This is a genomic window from Aquimarina spinulae (genome assembly GCF_943373825.1).
Lineage (GTDB): Bacteria > Bacteroidota > Bacteroidia > Flavobacteriales > Flavobacteriaceae > Aquimarina > Aquimarina spinulae.
Window position 1 is genome coordinate 1,639,754 of sequence record NZ_CALSBP010000002.1, and the last position, 19,190, is coordinate 1,658,943.

Genomic DNA, 19,190 nt, shown 5'->3' on the forward strand with positions numbered 1-19,190 from the left:
TTGATGTTGTACAACAGCTATTTTATAGTATTAATTAGGTTTTCTTTCGCTAACTTTAAAATTTCATGTAATTCTTTTAGAGATATTTCTGCTGCATTATTAAAATCAACTAGAACATGGTCATATTTTTTAGGATATTTTTCTTGTATAGCATCTCTAACATACTTTACCGCAGGCCTTAAATGACGATATTCTCCATCAATAACAATAGATGATTCATAGAGTGCACAAAATAAACTATAGGTGTTATTTGATTCACATACTCTATTATCACTTTTATTCCAACTTTTCTTAGAATCCAGTAGTTTAATCGTGTTTTCTATAATTTTTACTTCAATTTCACTTGGCTTAAACCAGTTTCCTTGTAATTGTGCATCTTGAAAGTTAAATTCCTTAATGACCATCGGGAGTATTTTTGTCTCGTCTTCAAAGTTTCCTGCATAATAACCATCTGTATATTGAATAAGAGTTGCTATTCGTTTAGGCATATCGGGCCAAGAAATCTCTACGAATCTTTGAACTGTATCGTTTTTGATAACAGTGAATTGCATTGGAGATTTTCCATATGGAGCGAGAATGATGCTAGTTAAAGCTCTACCATCCTTGATGATGTTATACCTTCCTTGATGTACTTTTCCGTTCTCGTCTGTGTAGGTTCCAAACCAAAGCAGTTCTTTCTGTGCAAAAATAGTACTAGAGAAGAAAAATAGAAATAGTAAAAAAAGGAAGTTTGAATAAAATGGCGATTTGTTTTTTTTGATTGATGTTTGCATGATGTTTATATTTGACTGGTTAAATATAAGAGTACAATTACATCAAAACGTTACATTTCAACAAGATAAGTCCATTTACCTAGCTCACAAAATCTTATCCATCTTACGCCCTTTTGCCAATTCGTTTACTAGTTTGTCTAAGTACCTTACTTGTTGTGTTAACAAATTTTCGATGTCTTCTACTCGATAACCACAAATTACATCAGTAATAAGAGAAGTATTAGTATATCCTCCTTAATTAAAAGCTTATTCTTATCATCGTCATAAAAATTAGTAGCAATGTTAATACCCCAACAACAGTTGTAAATATTCCTACTTTTTTTGATTTTGTCCATCCTGATAATGAAATCATAACTGTTAGAGAAAAGAGTCCAATCATAAAAGTCAGCATCCCAATTATCCTGGGTATTAAAAAGTCATTTATAACAACATTCTTTACATATCCTCCCGGTGTAGTCATCATTGAGATTTGTATCATTGCAAATACAGTGACTAGAAAACAACCAGCAGATAACGTTGCAGACTTCAAAATTTTATTAGTTAGTTTATCTTTCTTGTCAGAAACCAATAGATTAGCAACTACCGTAATAGAAAAACCACTCAATAAAGAGCTTATCAGAATAGTTTGGTTAGCTAAAGTATTCCAATATTCTAATGTTATTTGCATATTCAGTTTGATATTTTTGTTTACTATTATTGGTAATGGTTTTGTCTAAAAGCACTTGCTTTTAAATAGTAATATACCTATTTAAACACAAAAAGCAGTTCGAGCTTGTACCCGAACCACTATTGCTATTATACCTTGTTTTGCGTTTGCTTTTTTCTGTAATCAATTTGGGGAATGTAACCCCATTTTATTTCCTTCAGAATCAAGAAACATTGCGAAATATCCGCTTTCATCGGCATGAGGTGTTTTGGGGACAATAATTTTACCGCTATTTTTCTCGACTTTATCAAGGATTACCTGAAGGTTGTCTCCTCCATTTAGATATATAGTCACGCCATCTGCAGAGGGTTTAAAATCTTCTCCTTTCACAATAACACCAGTAACCATCTGTTCTTCATATGGAAATATACCCATTTCCATACCTGGCATTTCCATTTTCTCAATAGTAATATCCAAAATTGCCTGATAAAATTCGATTGCTCGTGAAATATCTGTTGCCGGAATTTCAAAAATTGAAATATAATTTTTCATGTCTTTTGCACTTTGATTTATGACTGAATCACTCTTTTGTTTCTCTAATTTGGGCTTATCTGTACTATTACAAGCAGCAGAACCCAAGATTAATATTACTGTAAAAAGACTGCATATTATTCTCCTCATGGTTATGTATTAAAATATTGCGGCAAAGTTAAACTGATAATGAGAAACAAAATTGTAAAAATGCGACAGATCTACTTCATTTGTAGAAAATAGAAGAAAGCGTCATGTTTTCATTTCCTAAAAACTCTTTTGGACTAATTCCCGTAAACTCCTTGAAATCTTTGATAAAATGTGCCTGGTCGTAGTATTCACTTTCATAAGCTATGTTAGTAAGGCTTTCTCCTTCTTCGTTAAGCAACATTTTTAAGGCACTTTGTAACCGAATTACTTTACTTAACTGTTTCGGGCTAATCCCTATTTGTTTCACGAACATTCTTTCAAGTTGTCTTCTTTTGGATACATCTTCTTTAAGAATATCACGTATAGATGTACTCCCCTTTGTTGATAAGAGAGTATCTATAGTTGTTTTAACAATATTGTCGACCGTGACCTGCTCACTGAGTTTATTCTGAAGAAAAAATTCGATGATCTCTATTCTTTGTTTTGTATCTGTTGCTTGAATTATCTCTTGTTCTAATTTTCGAGCAGTTTTTTCTCCAAATAACATTTCAATTGGCGTTTCCTTGTTTGCCAATGTTTTGATTGGTGCAGTTACAAAATTGGCAAAACCATAAGGATAAAAACGAATTGCAAATGTGTTGACATATCCCGTTGGCTCTATATAAAAAGGGTCAATGATTTGCCCTAATACCATTGAACGAGGTTGTATAATAAAATTATCCTCGGTAGTATATCGTTTTATATCATCTCCAAGTATAAATGCCATTTCGATTGTGCCATCAGGAATTATTCGCTGTCTTTGGGTATCCTCTGTTGCAGGAACTTCCAAAGTCCAATAACAACTAATTAGCGATTCTAAATCTGGATGGGGCTGAAAAGTTTGATAATTCATTAACTGTTTGTTTTTCTTAAGTGAAACACAATGTCTCGGCTATGGTTAGTAAGGGAATTAAAAGTAGTAATCTTTTGATTAAGTACTTAGCCAAAACCCGTATTAATTTTAAACATTGTTACCTGCTTGCTTTTATTTTTTCATTTCCGAATTCGTTATTAAAATCCCGAATTCTTTTGTCATTTTTATCATATTCTGCATTCACAAGGATGTCTCTCCAGTCTGTTATTGTTAGTTCTATCATTTTTTTCAAATGAACAACATCTTTATTTCCTAAATATATAATTGCTCGGACAATTCTATTGCTCCGAAAAGCCTTGTCAGAAATTATTAATTCTTGAATTTTGGAAAAAGCGATATTCCAATTCTGTCCGAAATCTGATTTTATTCTTTCTATAATGTCTATTGGATATAAATTCAAGTTAATAGATTCACTAGGGATATTTGGGTCAGATTTTAAGTCATTATTTATTATCTCTAAAATTTTTCCATAACCTATAGTTCGAGAGCCTTCACAAAATTTAAATTCCATATTTTCATATAGTCGTTTTGCGAAGTATTCAGTGCCTAAAATTGCAATTTCAGCCGTCACATTATCTCCTGGTTCAGCAATTTCTCGTCCTACATAAGTCTGTTGTCCTGAGGTTAGATATTCAGAATAATTTTCGAATTCAATATGTGGTCTATATCCAGATTTAGTATATTCTTTTCGACCACCTTGTTTCGTAGTTAAAAATTCCAATTCTGCTATAAAATCTGTTCCTTTCATATTTTTTTTGTGCTTTCGGGTAACGTTAAGTGTATAATTTCGTATGGGGTTTCATATTATTATGGGTAACGTTATATATATATCGTAGCAGAGCAAAATGTTACCTTGCTTTTCGATTTTTCTGAGCATTGCACCTTATCAAAAATACAACAACCATTTGATTGATCACTTAGCTGCTATGATCACATATATGTTGTTGACAAGCATAATTTTACTTTTCATACATTCTTTTTAGCACTTGTATTATTTCTCCTAAAACAACTGTTTTATTTTTAAAAGAGCCGTTCTCAATTTTATATTTAGAAACCAAATTAGTAATTACTAAAGATGTAATCCTAGAACAAAGCAATAATACAGTTGAATAGTAACTGCTATTTCCATCAGCTTTTCTAATTGATGAGTTTAATTGTCTGATACTAATATATTCAGAGTGAATATGGTTTGAGTATAGAGAATGTGTTCTTGACAAGTCACCTATTTTTATCATACTATAAATTTCTTCCGGCTTCTTTAATCTTGCATAACGGGGTTTGATATATTTATTTTTTTGTTTTCTTGATGCAGTTTTGAACTCTTCAAGATTCCTTAGTCTATTTAATTCACCAGCAAGTTCATTTCTCATTTTTGCTATTGGTTCAAAATCCTTGGGATGATTACTGGTTAAAGAAATTTGCTGATTCAACCCTTGAATTTTGTAAACGCAAACTTTTAATTGTTGTGATACCTCAAAATCAATAAAAAAAAGATAACTTAAATTTACAAAGGTTTCAATTTGCAATCTTGCGACAGAATATATTGCTGTCATATCATCCATAAGTAAATCCTTGTCACGTATTTTAATGGTAAAACCTTTGGAAAGATCTATCAAACTCGAATTATGCTTTATTATTTGGATTAATAACTTTTCGAGAAGACCAGCATCTTCAAATTTGAGTTCAAAATCAAATAAGTCCTGAGTACAATTGCTTAATAAAGAGTTTAGATCTATTAAAATATCTCTTTGATTTTTGAGAGACATATCATTTAGTGAAAGTAAGGCTTTTATTTTTGTACTTTGTTTTGTCATTTATGCTTGCTAACAATGTTATAAAGGATATATGTCCTTTAAATACTATTGTATCTACAAATCTACTGGTTTTTACCTGATCCAGGACATTAACCTGTTAGCATATATCAATCTACACTTACTCTGTTAATCCTTCACCTTCCATATACAACTCCTCTAATTGTCTTTTAACCTCATCAGATGGATTTGCCCACATCCCTCGTTGTATGGCTTCCAACAAGCGTTCACTCATATCTTTTAAGGCCCAGGGATTATTTTGGCTAATAAATTCTTTATTCTCTGGAGTTAACAAATAGCTTTCTGTAATTCCTTCATACATAAAATCATCAATTAGATTTGTCGTGGCATCATAGGCAAACAAATAATCTAAAGTGGCAGCCATCTCAAAAGCTCCTTTATACCCATGCCGCTGTACTCCGGCAATCCATTTGGGATTAATTACTCGTGAGCGGTATACTTTTAGCAATTCTTCTTTTAATGTTTTTACCTTGGGCGTTTCTGGTCGGGAATGATCTCCAAAATAGATTTCAGCTTCATTACCTTTTACGGTTTTTACGGCATTGGCCAATCCCCCGTGAAATTGATAGTAATCATCACTATCCAAAATATCATGCTCTCTGTTATCCTGGTTTTGCATTACAATTTGCATCGCTTGTAATCGATATTGAAACGATTCATGTGCAGAAACTCCTTTTTTAGAATTGCCGTAGGCATATCCACTCCAATTGATATATACGTTGGCAAGATCTTCCTGAGTTTGCCAGTTCTTCTCATCGATTACTGCTTGCAGTCCTGCTCCGTATGCTCCCGGTTTAGAACCAAACACACGATATAGAGCGCGTTGCGAAGCTACCTCTTGTGGTAATCCTTGTTCCTGCCACTGTGATTGTTCTGTCAAAAATCGTTTTCGAATCGGATTATCTTCTATAGGTTCATCCAGATTCGCCAAACGTGTTACCACCGCATTAAACAGATTGATTACATCTGGAAATGCATCTCTAAAAAACCCCGAGATCCGTAATGTAACATCTACTCTGGGTCTTCCTAATGTTATTAAGGGTATTACTTCAAAATCAGTAACTCTTCGATTGGCATTTTTCCATAACGGGCGTACTCCCATTAATGCAAATGCTTGTGCTATATCATCGCCCCCTGTACGCATGGTAGAGGTTCCCCATACCGAAATTCCAATAGTTTCGGGATAATCCCCGTTTTCCTGCAAATATCGATCAATAATCAGCTGTGCGCTTTTCTCTCCCAAACGGTAGGCTGTTTCGGTAGGAATGGTACGTACATCTACAGAATAAAAATTTCTTCCGGTAGGTAATAAATCCAATCGACCTCGTGTTGGTGCTCCCGATGGCCCAGAGGGAACATAGCATCCATTAAGACCTCCTAATAAATATCGTAGTTCGTCTGTAGTTTGTTGTACTGCAACTAAAGTAGTGGATTTTATATGTTCTACTATTTGATTCAAGAAAGGGTACTCTTCGGTTAGAACATCATTTTCAACATATGCAATCAGTTGTTTTTTTGCAATACCTTCTAATTGTTGAATCACGTGCCCTGCTGTTTTACAAAAAACACCTTCGATAGTCAATTCCATAGGTTCTGTATAAGCAACCTCAAGAATGTTTTTGGTGATTCCTAAATCTTTAGCCAGTGCTTGTGTGATTCCTTCCTGTTGATATCCTGGTACGCGATGCAATGCTATTAACAAATCAATGAGCTGTTCATCTACAGGGGCTTTCCCAAAAATATGGAGTCCATCTCTGATTTGTGCTTCTTTTAATTCACATAAATATCCGTCTAATTTGACTAATAATTCATCTACATCGTCTGAGGCGATTCCCAAATCCACATTTAATTTGGTTTGTGTAACCAGATCAGCTATTTCTTTTTCTAATACACGTGATCGTTTGGGATCTAAGGTAGCTGCTTCATAATATTCATCTACCAGATGTTCCAGTTTCATTAGACTACCATAACTTTCTGCACGAGTCATTGGCGGAATTAAATGATCTATGATCACTGCCTGATTGCGTCGTTTTGCCTGTGTTCCCTCTCCAGGGTCATTAATGATAAACGGATAAAAGTGTGGTAATGCTCCAAATACGGCTGCAGGAAAACAGGTTTCGGGATCTAGTGAAACACTTTTTCCGGGTAACCACTCCAAGTTTCCGTGTTTTCCTAAGTGGATCACTGCATCTGCCTGGTAGTTTTGTTGTAACCAAAAGTAATAGGCAAGATATTGATAGGTTGGTGGCAGATCAGGAGAATGATAGATTGCCTGTGGGTCCTGATTATACCCTCTGGAAGGTTGAATACTCACAAAGATATTTCCCAATAAAAAACCTGAAACTATAAACCCATCACTGGTATAATACGGATCATTTTCTGGTTTCCCCCATTGCGCTGTTACCTTATCTTGTAATGTAGAAGATAATGCTGAAAAACATATATCGAAATCTGCTCGATCAAAAGTCAAAGCATGCGGTCGGGTCATCGTAGTCGTAACATCATTAGTGGTTACCTGTGTAATCCAATGCATTAGCTCTGTACCACTCTTTGGTAATTGCTCTCCTACACTATACCCTTCCGCTTTAAGCGTATCTAATAAAACAATACAACTTTCGGGTGTATCAAGACCTACTCCGTTTGCGAGACGACTATCCTTATTGGGGTAATTTGGTAAAATGACCGCTACCTTTTTATCTATATTCTTTTTATACTGTAATGCTGCCCATCGCTGAGCTAATTCTGCCATAAAATCGCAGGCAGGAATATGAGCTTCATATTTTAAAATAGAGCTATCGGTAAGTGCATCTTTACTAATTTCTTTTTTAAACGAAACTGCACGACCAATAATCCTTCCGTCAATTTCGGGTAAGGCGATATTCATAGCAATATCTGTAGGAGGTAACCCAAAGAGTCCTTCTTCCCATACTTGCTTATTAGCAGTAGAAAATATGGCTTGCAAAACGGGAATTTTAAGTTTTTCAAAGATAAACGCCGAACCATCCATGGGTTTGATCGTAAACCCTGTAGTATTAATAATGGTATGCACATCACGCTTCCCATTATGCGTCATTAATGCTTGTACCTGATCTAACAATTTAGGGTCTCGCAAGTTACTGGCAAAAACCACAAAGGCATTTATTCCTCGTTTCTGGAGTACTGTACTCATCACATGCAACGGCTCCATATTATCGGACAAGAAATGCGTTCGATATCCCAATAATGCCACATTAGGTTTAGAAGTGTTTATAGTACTTTCTAAAGCCTCTTGAGTAGTCATTCCTAACGCTGTAGTATATAAAAACACGTCTGCAATACCTATAGCAGGTACAATCGGAAGTTGTATATCAAAGAAATGAGTTCGTAAATAATTGAATAAAGCAACAGCATTTTCTTTTCCTCCTTCTTGCAAATATTGTCGACACTGATGTACAATTTGTATATCGACAGATGACAATTGCATTAGCTCAAAATCCGGTTCATGAGCTGGTAAAAATAATATCGTATTACCTGTTTGTTCTTGTAAACTCACTAGAGATTCTACCAAATACTTGTAGTAACTGATTCCTCCAAGCATACTACAAACTATAACTTTGGCTTTACTCAATACTTCTTCGAGATAGGTATCTATTGTCAATTCTTGTTTGAGATATACCAGGTTGGTCATTCGTAAACTAGGCAATTTATCTCCTTCGGCTTCGTGTAGTTCCTTATACGCCTCATTTAAGGTATGAATTTCGGTATCTCCGGCACTCAGAAATACAATATCTCCCGGTTGCTGATCGATATAAAAGATACCATCATCATTGGGGTTCCACCCTCCAGGTATGGTTGCGATTAGATGCATAAGTCTATAGGTTCTTCTAACGCTGCCCAGTACAAATGAATGTAGCTGGCATATACGTTTTGATATTGATATATTTTTGTGGCAACTTCTTTTTCTCTTGCCGAGAATACTTGCCCTACAGTGGGTATGATATCATCGTTCATTACTTTGGAATAATGAAATTCATGTCCCCAAATTTCTAAATCATTACACACTACTTTTCGATATCCTAAAGATAATTTTTTGTTTTGCATAGAAGTACGAAACGGAAATATCCCTACCATATCATATTCTTTACCTTCTTCATCAATAATGGTATTTCCCAGATACATCATCCCACCACATTCTGCCAGGATTTTTACTCCTCGATCTGCAGCTTTTTTTAACTGATTTCGCATTGCGATATTATCAGACAACATTTCAAGATATAATTCGGGATACCCTCCTGCCAGATATATCATATCTGCTTCTGGGAGTTTCTGGTCATGAATCGGACTAAAATATAGGATTTCTCCAATAGCTTCTAGCCATTTTAGATTTTGAAGATAGGTAAATGTAAATGCTTCATCTTTTGCTATAGCTATTTTATATTTTTTTTCTGAAGTTATACTAGTCCAAGTTTCTTGATTTATTTTAGGAACTACTTTTGCATATTCTAAAAGTGTTGGTAACGATATATGTGTTGCAATATGTGAGGCTGCTTTTTCAATAACATTTTCAAAAGTACCATCGATATGTAATCCCAAATGACGTGAGGGAATTGCAATTTCTTCATTCGGCGGAATGTATCCTAAAGATGGAATCCCTACAGTATCACATGCTTCTTTAAGGAAGGCATAATGTGATTCTGTTTTTACAAAATTAAATATAACACCTGCTATCTTAACTTCGGGGTCAAAAGTTTTTAACCCGTGTAAGATTGGAGCAATCGTATATGCCATAGCACTTGCATTAACCACCAAAATTACCGGAATATCCAATAATTTAGCTATCGCTGCCGAGCTTCCCTGATCCTTTACTGCACCATCAAACAATCCCATTACTCCTTCTACAATACTGATATCGGCAGACGCACTATACCGTTCAAAAACAGTATTCACATGTTCCTCGGGCATCATTACTGTATCTAAATTCACGGCTGATTTTCGAGCAGCAGTACTGTGATGAATCGTATCAATATAGTCGGGTCCGCATTTAAAAGTTTGCACAGTATTTCCCTGGTTACTAAACCAACGAGACATCCCTAATGTAAGTGTTGTTTTTCCCGAATTACTCCACGGAGCAGCTATTAAAAATGCTTTGGACATATGGTTTTGTTTAGATCACCGTGCTTTTAGAAATCAGAAACTGTAGTATAATTCAATTTTAGCTGTTGTGCTAATTGCTTGGCCTTACCTAATCTTACAAACCCTGTTTCGGTATCAATAACAGTAGCTTTTTGAATCCTCGCCAAGTATTTTTTATACGCGGTGATTGCATATTGAAATGGATTTTCTGCTCCCGCATTTATTTTTCCATCTGTAAAGACAAACAGTTGTACTGTTTGCGTATTTACAGATCGCAGCAACTCATATACTTTTAAAAAAGCAGCTCCTAAGTTCGTTTTTCCTCCTGTTTTTAATTGGTGATTTATATTTGAAATTTCTTGGGTATTAGCCGTAAATTCCTGGATAATTTTTGCTGTAGTATCCTGTAAACCAACTATAGCATACTGGATTTTTTGCAGAGGATACGACATAATTGTTTTCTCTATGATTCCTTTTAAGTATGCCATTTGCTGATCTAGTGCCATAGACGCACTGGTATCTATCAAAAATATAATTCGTGCTGCAGCTTTCTGTGTTGCTTGTTTATATATTGCTCTAAATTTCCCCGTCTTCAGGTATTGTTGTACAGATTGAAGTACAGATATTTCTTGTTGTCGTTCTGCCGGATATGATACCGAGTATAACTTCTGTTGAGTATCTAAAAGGATTTCCTGTTTTTTGGTCGCTTTTGAAGCTGAAAATTTCAATCCTTGTTGTACAGTTTTAGGTAACTGAAATGTGTTATTATTTTGTCCGTTTTGAGGTGCACTTTCTTCCTGAGGTGTATGATTCTCTGCATCAGATGGGTTTTCTTTATTCTGATCTGTTGGAGGTGTATACTCTTTTGCACGATGTTGTAATACAAAAGGTGCTATACTATCTACCATTGCTTCAGTTACCTGTTTCTCATTATAAAATGCTGCATATGCTCTTGCCGTTTTTAAAAGTAAGATATCTGCACGCATTCCTTCTACCTGATTAGCAATAGTTAATGCTGCACATTGTTCTTGTATTGATTCTGGAATATCTATAGCATTAAGTATACGTCTGGCAGAAATAACCTGATTCTTAATTATCTGTTCTTCTTCTTGAAACCGATTATAAAATGCTATTGGATCACTATCAAAACTAAGACGTTGCATTGCAATTTTGGTACGTGTCTTCATTTCTTTAGGAGTCTGGATGGTAACACTTAATCCAAACCGATCTAATAACTGTGGGCGTAATGCTCCTTCTTCTGGGTTCATTGTACCAACAAGACAAAAACGGCTATTCATCCATTGCGAGATTCCTTCACGCTCCAGGTGATACCCTCCTGTTGCCGAAGCGTCTAATAATACATCCATTAGGTAATCATTGAGAAGGTTTACCTCATCGATATACAAAAACCCTTGATGAGCCTGCGATAATAACCCTTTATCTACAATCGTAGTTTTCTGGTTAATCAATGCCTCCAGGTTAATGCTTCCTAATACCCGATCTTCGGTAGCGCCAATAGGTAAGTTAACAAATGGGAAATCTTCTCCCATCAATTGACTCAGCCCTCTTACCATAGTAGTTTTGGCAGTACCTTTATCTCCTGTTGCCAGCACTCCTCCGATACTTGGATCTACCAGATTGAGTAACAAACATAATTTTAAATCTTCCTGATCGGGGATGGCAGTAAAAGGATAGGTATATTTTGGTTTCATCTGTATTTTTGTATGATTGGTAAAAATACGGATTTATATAAGTAGAATTGGTATGCTTTTTTATTTATATCTTCTATTTTCTATATGCACAAAACAAAGAATAATTAGAACTACTATTACCCTCATATTTTTTGGTTACTAATTTTATTTTTGGTGATATCACTTTTAATAACCTCTATTAAGTTCATAAAAAAATACAATAGAAATGAGTTTTAATCTTTACTCAATTATCCTACAAAATCTATAGTACATTATAAAACATTAACACTTTATAAGCTTAGTTTCTTAATAATTTCCTATTTTTAGAATAGTTATTGATTTTCTTTTTAATAGAAAAGTGCTCAATTTCTAGTCAAAATGCAAACGAATAAGAAACCCTATAAAAATTATATTCGTTAAAGAAGTTAGTCTTCTACTCTTACCTAATTACCCCTATTTGTATTTTTTTGAATATACATATATCGATTTTATTTACTGAATTGTTATATCGTGAAACCTACTTTAAATGAAGAAAATTTTAGCAATAGATGACCAACAACTTGTTTTATTATCCATAGAAAAACACCTCTCTGACACAGGATACATTATCAAATGTGCAGATAATGGTCAATTAGGATTAGATCTTTTTGATAGTTTTAAACCAGATATTGTTATTGTAGATATTAATATGGATGGAATGTCTGGTCTTGATGTAATTAAAAATATTCGTCAAGAAAAAAAATCAGATGTTAATATTTTGGTGATGTCAGGTAATACAAATGAAGATACTATTATAGATGGTTTTGATCTGGGGATAGATGACTATATGAAAAAACCATTATCGCTTAATGAAATTTCGGCTCGTATTGCGAGAATTCTTGGTGTAAAACCTACAAAAAAGCTAGAAAACAACTCTAAAGGTCAAATGCTACAAAGACATTGCGTTGGGGTTGTAATCCCTTGTTACAATGAAGAGGCAAGAATTTTGAGTACAGAATTTACCGATTTCGCACACAGTAACTTAGGATATCATTTATGTTTTGTTAATGATGGAAGTACAGATAATACTCTAGAAGTATTAAAAAAACTATCTGAAGGGAGAGAAGATAACATTAGTGTATATAATTGTGTTAAAAATGGAGGAAAAGGAGAAGCTGTAAGACAAGGAGTTCTTCATCTTTCCAAAGACTCACAGTTAGATTATATAGGATATCTAGATGCTGATTTATCAACAGACTTTAAAGATTTTGATGATTTGGTTAAAACTATAGAATCTTCAAAATTTAAAATCGTAAGTGGCTCAAGAATGAGTAGAATGGGAGCAAATATCACCAAAGAGTCTGCACGAAAAATAATAAGCAAAACTATTAATTTGATTATTAGAAACATCTTAGGTATGTCTTTTAACGATACACAATGTGGTGCCAAAATAATGGATAGAGAAATAGTCAATGAAATGTTTAGAGAAAAATTTATTACAAAATGGTTATTTGATGTAGAAATTTTTATGAAGATGCGTAAGTTTTATGGGAAAGAAAAAGCCATTTCTTATATATGTGAGCAACCACTTAAACGATGGGTACATGCTGATGGTTCTAAGTTATCTATGAAAGATTCTGTGAAGATTGTAGGGCAACTTGCTCAAATCGCATATTACTATAATTTTAAAGTCAAATCAAAATTTAAGTAAAATAGTAGAAGCAAAAAAACCAATTATAAAAAGAGTTATAGTGTACTTATGTATTCTGTTATCATTTGTAAAATTTTTTCAAAATCCTCCTTTAGATCATAACTTTCTTCTTTCAAATTGTTTTCATAATCTGTTGCTATTTCATAACTTTTTTCAAGTCCAAAAATACTGACCTTATGCTTTAACTTATGCACATATTCTGCAGTTTTTACAAGGTTTTTATTTTCTAAACTACTGAAATATTGTTCTTTTTCTATCGGAAATTCTTTTCTGATAACATTTAACATCTTTTCCTCAAAGGCTTTATCTCCATTAGATATCTTATTTATTTCTGATAAATTTGGTTCTTCCATTTAGTTGGTTTTTATCAATAAGAGTATTCGAAGTACTAAAAATACTCCTTATTCTATAATTGTTATCCAAATGATACCAATAATACTCTCTGAATATGTTTTTTTATTCTCTTTTTGAAAAAGTAATTACATTATATTATTGCCGCTCCCCTGTTTTCATAATCAGGTTTTAATAATGATCATCAAAATTTCAGCTTTTAAGGTTAAAATTTTAACCATATCACCTCAAAATTGAAAGCTCGTGATTAAATACTTCGTCAAAAAGACCCATCAGAAAGTCTAAGAGACCCGTTATAGAGTCGACGCAGTTAAAATTTGTATAACAAAGGTCAAAAATTTAACTCTGGAAAGTAAAATTAAGAGCTATTTAATATTTCTTATCCCTTCATAGACTACAATACTCACAGCATTGGCTAAGTTTAAACTTCTTACCTTATCACTGTAAATTGGTATTTTATAGAGTTGATCCGGATATTTTTCTGTTATAGTTTTTGGCAAACCAGTAGATTCTTTTCCAAAAACAAAAAATAGATCATCTTCATAGGGTATAGAACAGTAGTCTTTTTCTGCATGGCTCGATAGGTATACCATATTCTTATCCTTATTAACAACATAAAATTCATCTATACTATCATACATATGTACCGAAATATGTTTCCAATAATCCAACCCAGCTCTTTTTAATCTCGAATCACTTAATTCAAATCCAAATGGTTTTACCAAATGTAGATTTGATCCCGATGCTAAACTAAGTCTACCAATATTACCCGTATTCATAGGGATTTCTGGTTCTACAAGTACAATATTATATGCCATTCTTTATTATATCTACACTCTTCAATCACTTATAAGCAATATATGCCAGTAACTAATATACTTAAGGTTATTCAAAAAGTACACTTTGTAATACGATAAGCCCTACTAGTATAGAAATGATACCAATAACACCATTCATCCATTTAAATATAGACATATTACGCTCTATAAAACGGCTCATGGTAAAGATCAGTACATAACTATATATCGCCATAGAGAAGATAATCCCAATAGACTCTACTATTAATATCAGGATAGCATCAGAGATGGTATCTGCACTAATAATTAGTGCAGAGGTTAGCGCACCTCCTGTACCTGCCAATCCATGTAACATCCCTATCCAAAACGATCTGTTAATAGGGTTCATCGCAATTTCTTCGCCTCTTTTTCCATGCAGATGAATAGGATTATTAGCCGTATGCTCATGTTCTTCTATTTTTTTATGATCTGCCATCATCTCATTAATCTTATGATTTCTTTTGATGGCCGTTACGCCTAACCAAATCATAATTGGACCGACAGAAAATTCTGCCCAGAAAGAGATACTCTCTACAAAAGCATGTAAGGCTGCTCTAAATACCAAAGCAATCCCTCCAAACATCAGCAAAGTTACCGAATGTCCTAATGCCCATTGAGATGCTGTAAAGGCAGTCTTAAAAGACACTTTCTTTTTTTGAATAGCATTTTCTGCCGCAAGTACCGATACTGCAGACATATGATCCGGTTCAAAAGAATGTAAAACCCCTGCTATCAGAGGGCGGGCAAGATTCATGATGTTCATATAGTATATGATATGTGAGTTCCATCGTTATTAATCAAATACATAGCAATCGTTACATTTGGCGCTATTTTCTGACAATGATAATGGCATTCTTGTATTAGTTTTTGATAAAAATTTTCCTGGGCTGTAAAAGTAAAAATTTCCCGAAGACGTCCTGCCATATTTAATGCTAAAACTTTGTTAGCAATTTCCTCTGGGTATCCTGCAGATATAGCCAGTTGATATATAAAATCTTTATCCCATGTTGTTTTTCCACTATGTGTATTGGTTCTGCCTTGTGCTAATTTTGATGCTTTTCCTAACATAATCCCCATAGACACCTTAGTAATCTGAGGAGATTGATGAATTTTTTCGAAAGTTTCCTGTATCCAGTTTCCATAATGTATACAAGATACCTCTGAAATATCAGGGAATATAGACCTCAACATTTTCTCACTACGAGCTCCAGAGTTTATTAATAATTCTGTCATACCATTTGCAACAGCAACATCAATCCCTTGTTGAATGCTAGCAATATAAGAAGCGGCAGAAAACGGAGTGACAATACCAGTAGTTCCCAATATTGAAATTCCATGCAATATCCCTAAACGGCTATTCAATGTTCTTTTAGCAAGCTCTTCTCCATTTTTTACAGATATGGTAATGGTTACTCCACTCTTTTCAAGCTGATGGTCTGATACTATCTTTTTACAAACGATACGCATCATATCTCTGGGGACTGGATTAATGGCGGGTTCTCCAACAGGTATTTCTAATCCCGGTAAGGTAATTAGCCCCACTCCTTTTCCTCTTTTAAAAAGAATATTTCCAGTATCATTAAGAGATACAGTAGCCATGATCTCTGCGTTATGGGTTACATCAGGATCATCACCCGCATCTTTTATTGTCGAATATGTAGCTTCCTTTTGTGTTAATTTATTGGGTTGAACTCGAAATGTAGCGATTTCACCTATAGGCAATTGCACTTGGGTCTCAGTAATTTCCTGTTGGGTTACTAAACTCCATAATGCAGCTTTAACGCAAGCCGTGGCGCAGGCTCCTGTGGTATACCCTTTTCGTAATGGTTTATCTGGTATGTCTTGTAATTCGCTCAATACTTATTGATTGTTGGTTTGATCCGATTCTCTTTTCATAAACCATTGTCTTTTCTCTTGGCGTGTCCCTTTGGGTCAGGCTATTCGTTACAACTCCTCACATCGTCTATCCTTCGACAAGCTCAGCAAGACAATACTGCGGGGTTTTCACTACTATCCTTCACGCAAAATACCATCATTAAAGAAATTCTTAACTAATTATTTTAATCAACGCTGCTTTTGTATCGATACAAAGATATCGATTAGAAATTTTTGGTTTTTTGAGAATGACTATCGGGATATTTACAGCCAGAGCCGCAGCTATTTTTTCTTCCAGTTTCCCATTACTTCCACTTTCTTTAGTAAAAATTACAGTTGGAGATAGTTTGGTAAACAACTCCGTTTCGGCTGCTTTAGATTGCGGATATCCAAATAATAACTTTGTTTTTGGAAATCCCGCCTCATCGGCAATCGCCCTGGAGCTATCTCGATCTAAAATACGAAACCAGGTGAGGTGTTCTTCCCAGTAAGATCGTAATTTAGCAATAGTTTGTACTCCCGAAAGTGCCAATAATGAACTATAGTTGTTTTTATTAAAATAACGTATCGCCTCTTCAAAACTATCTACATAAGATACGTTTTGATCTCGTATTCTGGGAGAAAACTGTCTTTGAAAACGTATTAAAGGTAATGCGATCGAAATATCAGAAATCATTTGATGTAATTGTACCGCAAAAGGATGAGAAGCATTAATAATATGTGTAATCTCATGTTTCTTACAAAAAGTTTCTAATAGAGAACGTGTCATTACTCCATGTATTGGAGTTCCTTTTCCTTTATAATCCACTTTTGTTTTGGTTGAATAGTAATATGGATATTCTAGTTCATCCAATATTCTGGCAACTTGTTTCCCTTCCGTAGTACCTCCAAAAACGAGTATCATGAAGATTGAATTTCTTTTTCTTTTTTTCTAAAGATATGATGCCATTTATCATCATATAACCACGATCTGTTTTTACGAGCACCTACTGCTTCGCCAACTACAATAAGCACAGTACGAGTTAGCTTATTTTTTTTGATGATAGTAGTTAGTTCAGAAAGGGTACCAGTCCATACTTCTTCATCTTCCCAACTTACGCGATATAGTATCGCTAATGGTGTATTTTCTGGGTAATGTTCCAAAAGTTGTGCTTGTATTTTTTTAGCTATACCAACACTTAAAAAAATACACATGGTAGCTCTTAATTTTGCCATATCAGCAATTTTTTCATGCTCTGGCATTGGTGTATTTCCCTCTCCCCGGGTAAGGATAATCGTTTGTGCTACTTCGGGAATAGTAAATTCTGATTTGAGATACGCAGCTGCCGCCTGAAATGAGGAAATTCCCGGAACGATATAGTAATCGTATCCTTTTTCGTCAAAAATAGTCATCTGCTCCTGTATCGCTCCATAAATAGAAGGGTCCCCAGAATGCAAGCGCACAATAGATTTTCCTTGTTCATAATATTGATCAATGATCATTATTTGCTCTTCTAAGGTCATCGATGCAGAATTACGTACCAGTGTGCCTTCTTTTGCCATATGTGTCAAAGCTTCTGGCACCAAACTCCCAGCATATAAAATACAGTCTGCATTTTCTAGAATGTACTGCCCTTTTAGAGTCAATAATTCTGGATCTCCTGATCCTGCACCCACAATTGCAATACTTGCTTTACGCTCATATCTGGCCGACAAGCTTAATGCGTAAGTAAATTTCTTACCAGACGGTGTGAGCGCTTTTGTTTTTTCGACCAGCCATTTTGACTGACTTGCTATTAATGCTGCAGCAGCTTCAGAAACACCATAAACACCTACTTTTTCCTTTACAACCTCTGAAGGGTTGGCAACTGTAATAGTATTGAGTTCTTCGCCTGTATAGGTAATAAAAGGAATATTATAATACGCTGCAAAATCAAGATATGCTTGTTCCTCATTCTTAATAGTTGCAGATCCAATAGCGTAGATACTTTCTATCGCGATATGCTGTTCTTCTAATGCAGACTCTAATCCTTTCATTAGTAGTTGAGGCTCTATACCTTTTGCGCACCCACTACCTAATGCCACACAAGGAGGGTAGAAAGAAAGAAGAGGAATCTCTGTAGTAACAAGTTCATAACCCACATATAGTATTAATTCATAGTCGCTATGTTCAAAATCTTTCTGATCATAATAAATGTCTACAAAATCCGGACAGGTTTTCTCCAGGTGTTGAACTCCTTTATTCTTAACTTTTAGCACTAATGCTGTAGATTTCCTATTCACAAACAAAGATATGATCTTATTTGTAGAAATAGAACTCATCATTTTCCATCCATAGGTTTCCGCTAGCGTATCCAGTGCCCATAGGTTTTGCAAATCACTAGATGTAGATAACACAGCTTGTGCATTAAGAATTCTACTGATTTGAGTTGTGAGTGTATTGGCTTTACCAATATGACCGCTAAGTACAGCTTGTACAAATTTTCCCTGATCGTCAACATTGATCACAGCAGGATCACTTGTTTTGTCTTTGATATGTGCGGCGATACTACGCACACAAATCCCTAAAGCCCCTACAAAAATCCATGCATCATAGTTATGAAATGAGTCTTCTATCAACTCTGATACCGAATTGATTTGCTTTATATCTTTACTCGCTTCTACTGTTCTTGTTGTAAACAGCTTAGAGCGATAAAATTCTTTTTGCAAGGTTTTAGCAATAGACAATCCCTGATCTGTAAAACAGAGTATTGCAACTTTTATAGTGTGTTCTGACATGTGTTTTTGAAAAAGCTATTAAATTTTACCTAC

16 protein-coding genes and 1 pseudogene are annotated in these 19,190 nt (G+C 34.5%); 1 reads left to right on the top strand and 16 read right to left on the bottom strand.

Annotated features, from left to right (window positions below; genetic code table 11):
- Window positions 1-17: 17 nt before the first annotated feature.
- The 10 genes and pseudogenes from NNH57_RS12820 to NNH57_RS12865 all read right to left on the bottom strand — a co-directional run bounded on the left by NNH57_RS12820 (window position 18) and on the right by NNH57_RS12865 (window position 11,669).
- On the bottom strand, window positions 18-773 hold the full coding sequence (locus tag NNH57_RS12820) for a hypothetical protein (RefSeq protein WP_074407385.1): 756 nt from the start codon (window positions 771-773) through the stop codon (window positions 18-20).
- An 84-nt stretch (window positions 774-857) separates the two neighbouring features.
- Window positions 858-995: pseudogene (locus tag NNH57_RS12825) on the bottom strand (DUF2200 family protein); the annotation flags it as partial.
- 16 nt (window positions 996-1,011) lie between these two features.
- Window positions 1,012-1,440, bottom strand: coding sequence for a hypothetical protein (locus tag NNH57_RS12830; RefSeq protein ID WP_132066160.1), 429 nt, complete (start codon window positions 1,438-1,440; stop codon window positions 1,012-1,014).
- 162 nt (window positions 1,441-1,602) lie between these two features.
- On the bottom strand, window positions 1,603-2,100 hold the full coding sequence (locus tag NNH57_RS12835; protein ID WP_074407384.1) for a VOC family protein: 498 nt from the start codon (window positions 2,098-2,100) through the stop codon (window positions 1,603-1,605).
- A 76-nt stretch (window positions 2,101-2,176) separates the two neighbouring features.
- A complete protein-coding gene (locus tag NNH57_RS12840; RefSeq protein WP_074407383.1) occupies window positions 2,177-2,992 on the bottom strand; it encodes an AraC family transcriptional regulator in 816 nt (271 codons plus the stop codon).
- Between the two features lie 118 nt (window positions 2,993-3,110).
- Complete coding sequence (locus tag NNH57_RS12845) at window positions 3,111-3,761, bottom strand: elongation factor Tu (protein WP_108809075.1); 651 nt, start codon at window positions 3,759-3,761, stop codon at window positions 3,111-3,113.
- A 211-nt stretch (window positions 3,762-3,972) separates the two neighbouring features.
- Window positions 3,973-4,827 (bottom strand): hypothetical protein, encoded by an 855-nt coding sequence (locus tag NNH57_RS12850; RefSeq protein WP_108809074.1) that lies wholly within the window; start codon window positions 4,825-4,827, stop codon window positions 3,973-3,975.
- 118 nt (window positions 4,828-4,945) lie between these two features.
- Window positions 4,946-8,692 carry a cobaltochelatase subunit CobN gene (cobN, locus tag NNH57_RS12855; protein WP_108809073.1) on the bottom strand — a complete coding sequence of 1,249 codons (3,747 nt, stop codon included), beginning with the start codon at window positions 8,690-8,692 and terminating at the stop codon, window positions 4,946-4,948.
- Window positions 8,683-9,978, bottom strand: coding sequence for a cobyrinate a,c-diamide synthase (locus NNH57_RS12860; protein WP_108809072.1), 1,296 nt, complete (start codon window positions 9,976-9,978; stop codon window positions 8,683-8,685). The genes cobN and NNH57_RS12860 overlap by 10 nt, the downstream gene beginning before the upstream one ends.
- A 26-nt stretch (window positions 9,979-10,004) precedes the next feature.
- Window positions 10,005-11,669, bottom strand: a complete 1,665-nt coding sequence (locus NNH57_RS12865; RefSeq protein WP_074407376.1) for a VWA domain-containing protein — start codon at window positions 11,667-11,669, stop codon at window positions 10,005-10,007.
- 505 nt (window positions 11,670-12,174) lie between these two features.
- Between NNH57_RS12865 and NNH57_RS12870 the strand changes: the two genes are divergently transcribed.
- Window positions 12,175-13,338: a response regulator gene (locus NNH57_RS12870; protein ID WP_074407375.1), complete on the top strand. Its 1,164-nt coding sequence runs from the start codon at window positions 12,175-12,177 to the stop codon at window positions 13,336-13,338.
- Window positions 13,339-13,373: 35 nt separating this feature from the next.
- Here NNH57_RS12870 and NNH57_RS12875 read toward each other — a convergent pair whose 3' ends face one another.
- The 6 genes from NNH57_RS12875 to cobM form a co-directional block, all read right to left on the bottom strand.
- Entirely contained in the window at window positions 13,374-13,691 is a 318-nt protein-coding gene (locus tag NNH57_RS12875) for an Hpt domain-containing protein (RefSeq protein WP_074407374.1), read from the bottom strand.
- Between the two features lie 363 nt (window positions 13,692-14,054).
- Window positions 14,055-14,507, bottom strand: a complete 453-nt coding sequence (locus tag NNH57_RS12880) for a tRNA (cytidine(34)-2'-O)-methyltransferase (RefSeq protein ID WP_074407373.1) — start codon at window positions 14,505-14,507, stop codon at window positions 14,055-14,057.
- Window positions 14,508-14,574: 67 nt separating this feature from the next.
- Complete coding sequence (locus NNH57_RS12885; protein ID WP_074407372.1) at window positions 14,575-15,288, bottom strand: hypothetical protein; 714 nt, start codon at window positions 15,286-15,288, stop codon at window positions 14,575-14,577.
- Entirely contained in the window at window positions 15,285-16,382 is a 1,098-nt protein-coding gene (locus tag NNH57_RS12890) for a cobalt-precorrin-5B (C(1))-methyltransferase (protein ID WP_074407371.1), read from the bottom strand. Before NNH57_RS12890 ends, NNH57_RS12885 begins: the two co-directional genes overlap by 4 nt.
- A 190-nt stretch (window positions 16,383-16,572) precedes the next feature.
- Window positions 16,573-17,304, bottom strand: coding sequence for a precorrin-6A/cobalt-precorrin-6A reductase (locus NNH57_RS12895; protein WP_108809071.1), 732 nt, complete (start codon window positions 17,302-17,304; stop codon window positions 16,573-16,575).
- Window positions 17,301-19,157, bottom strand: coding sequence for a precorrin-4 C(11)-methyltransferase (gene cobM / locus NNH57_RS12900; protein WP_108809070.1), 1,857 nt, complete (start codon window positions 19,155-19,157; stop codon window positions 17,301-17,303). The genes NNH57_RS12895 and cobM overlap by 4 nt, the downstream gene beginning before the upstream one ends.
- Window positions 19,158-19,190: the final 33 nt, after the last annotated feature.

Excerpts from the sequence above, each read along its gene's own strand:
- NNH57_RS12820 (WP_074407385.1), bottom strand. The coding sequence starts at position 773 with ATGCAAACATCAATCAAAAAAAACAAATCGCCATTTTATTCAAACTTC.
- NNH57_RS12830 (WP_132066160.1), bottom strand. The coding sequence starts at position 1,440 with ATGCAAATAACATTAGAATATTGGAATACTTTAGCTAACCAAACTATT.
- NNH57_RS12835 (WP_074407384.1), bottom strand. The coding sequence starts at position 2,100 with ATGAGGAGAATAATATGCAGTCTTTTTACAGTAATATTAATCTTGGGT.
- NNH57_RS12840 (WP_074407383.1), bottom strand. The coding sequence starts at position 2,992 with ATGAATTATCAAACTTTTCAGCCCCATCCAGATTTAGAATCGCTAATT.
- NNH57_RS12845 (WP_108809075.1), bottom strand. The coding sequence starts at position 3,761 with ATGAAAGGAACAGATTTTATAGCAGAATTGGAATTTTTAACTACGAAA.
- NNH57_RS12850 (WP_108809074.1), bottom strand. The coding sequence starts at position 4,827 with ATGACAAAACAAAGTACAAAAATAAAAGCCTTACTTTCACTAAATGAT.
- cobN (WP_108809073.1), bottom strand. The coding sequence starts at position 8,692 with ATGCATCTAATCGCAACCATACCTGGAGGGTGGAACCCCAATGATGAT.
- NNH57_RS12860 (WP_108809072.1), bottom strand. The coding sequence starts at position 9,978 with ATGTCCAAAGCATTTTTAATAGCTGCTCCGTGGAGTAATTCGGGAAAA.
- NNH57_RS12865 (WP_074407376.1), bottom strand. The coding sequence starts at position 11,669 with ATGAAACCAAAATATACCTATCCTTTTACTGCCATCCCCGATCAGGAA.
- NNH57_RS12870 (WP_074407375.1), top strand. The coding sequence starts at position 12,175 with ATGAAGAAAATTTTAGCAATAGATGACCAACAACTTGTTTTATTATCC.
- NNH57_RS12875 (WP_074407374.1), bottom strand. The coding sequence starts at position 13,691 with ATGGAAGAACCAAATTTATCAGAAATAAATAAGATATCTAATGGAGAT.
- NNH57_RS12880 (WP_074407373.1), bottom strand. The coding sequence starts at position 14,507 with ATGGCATATAATATTGTACTTGTAGAACCAGAAATCCCTATGAATACG.
- NNH57_RS12885 (WP_074407372.1), bottom strand. The coding sequence starts at position 15,288 with ATGAACATCATGAATCTTGCCCGCCCTCTGATAGCAGGGGTTTTACAT.
- NNH57_RS12895 (WP_108809071.1), bottom strand. The coding sequence starts at position 17,304 with ATGATACTCGTTTTTGGAGGTACTACGGAAGGGAAACAAGTTGCCAGA.
- cobM (WP_108809070.1), bottom strand. The coding sequence starts at position 19,157 with ATGTCAGAACACACTATAAAAGTTGCAATACTCTGTTTTACAGATCAG.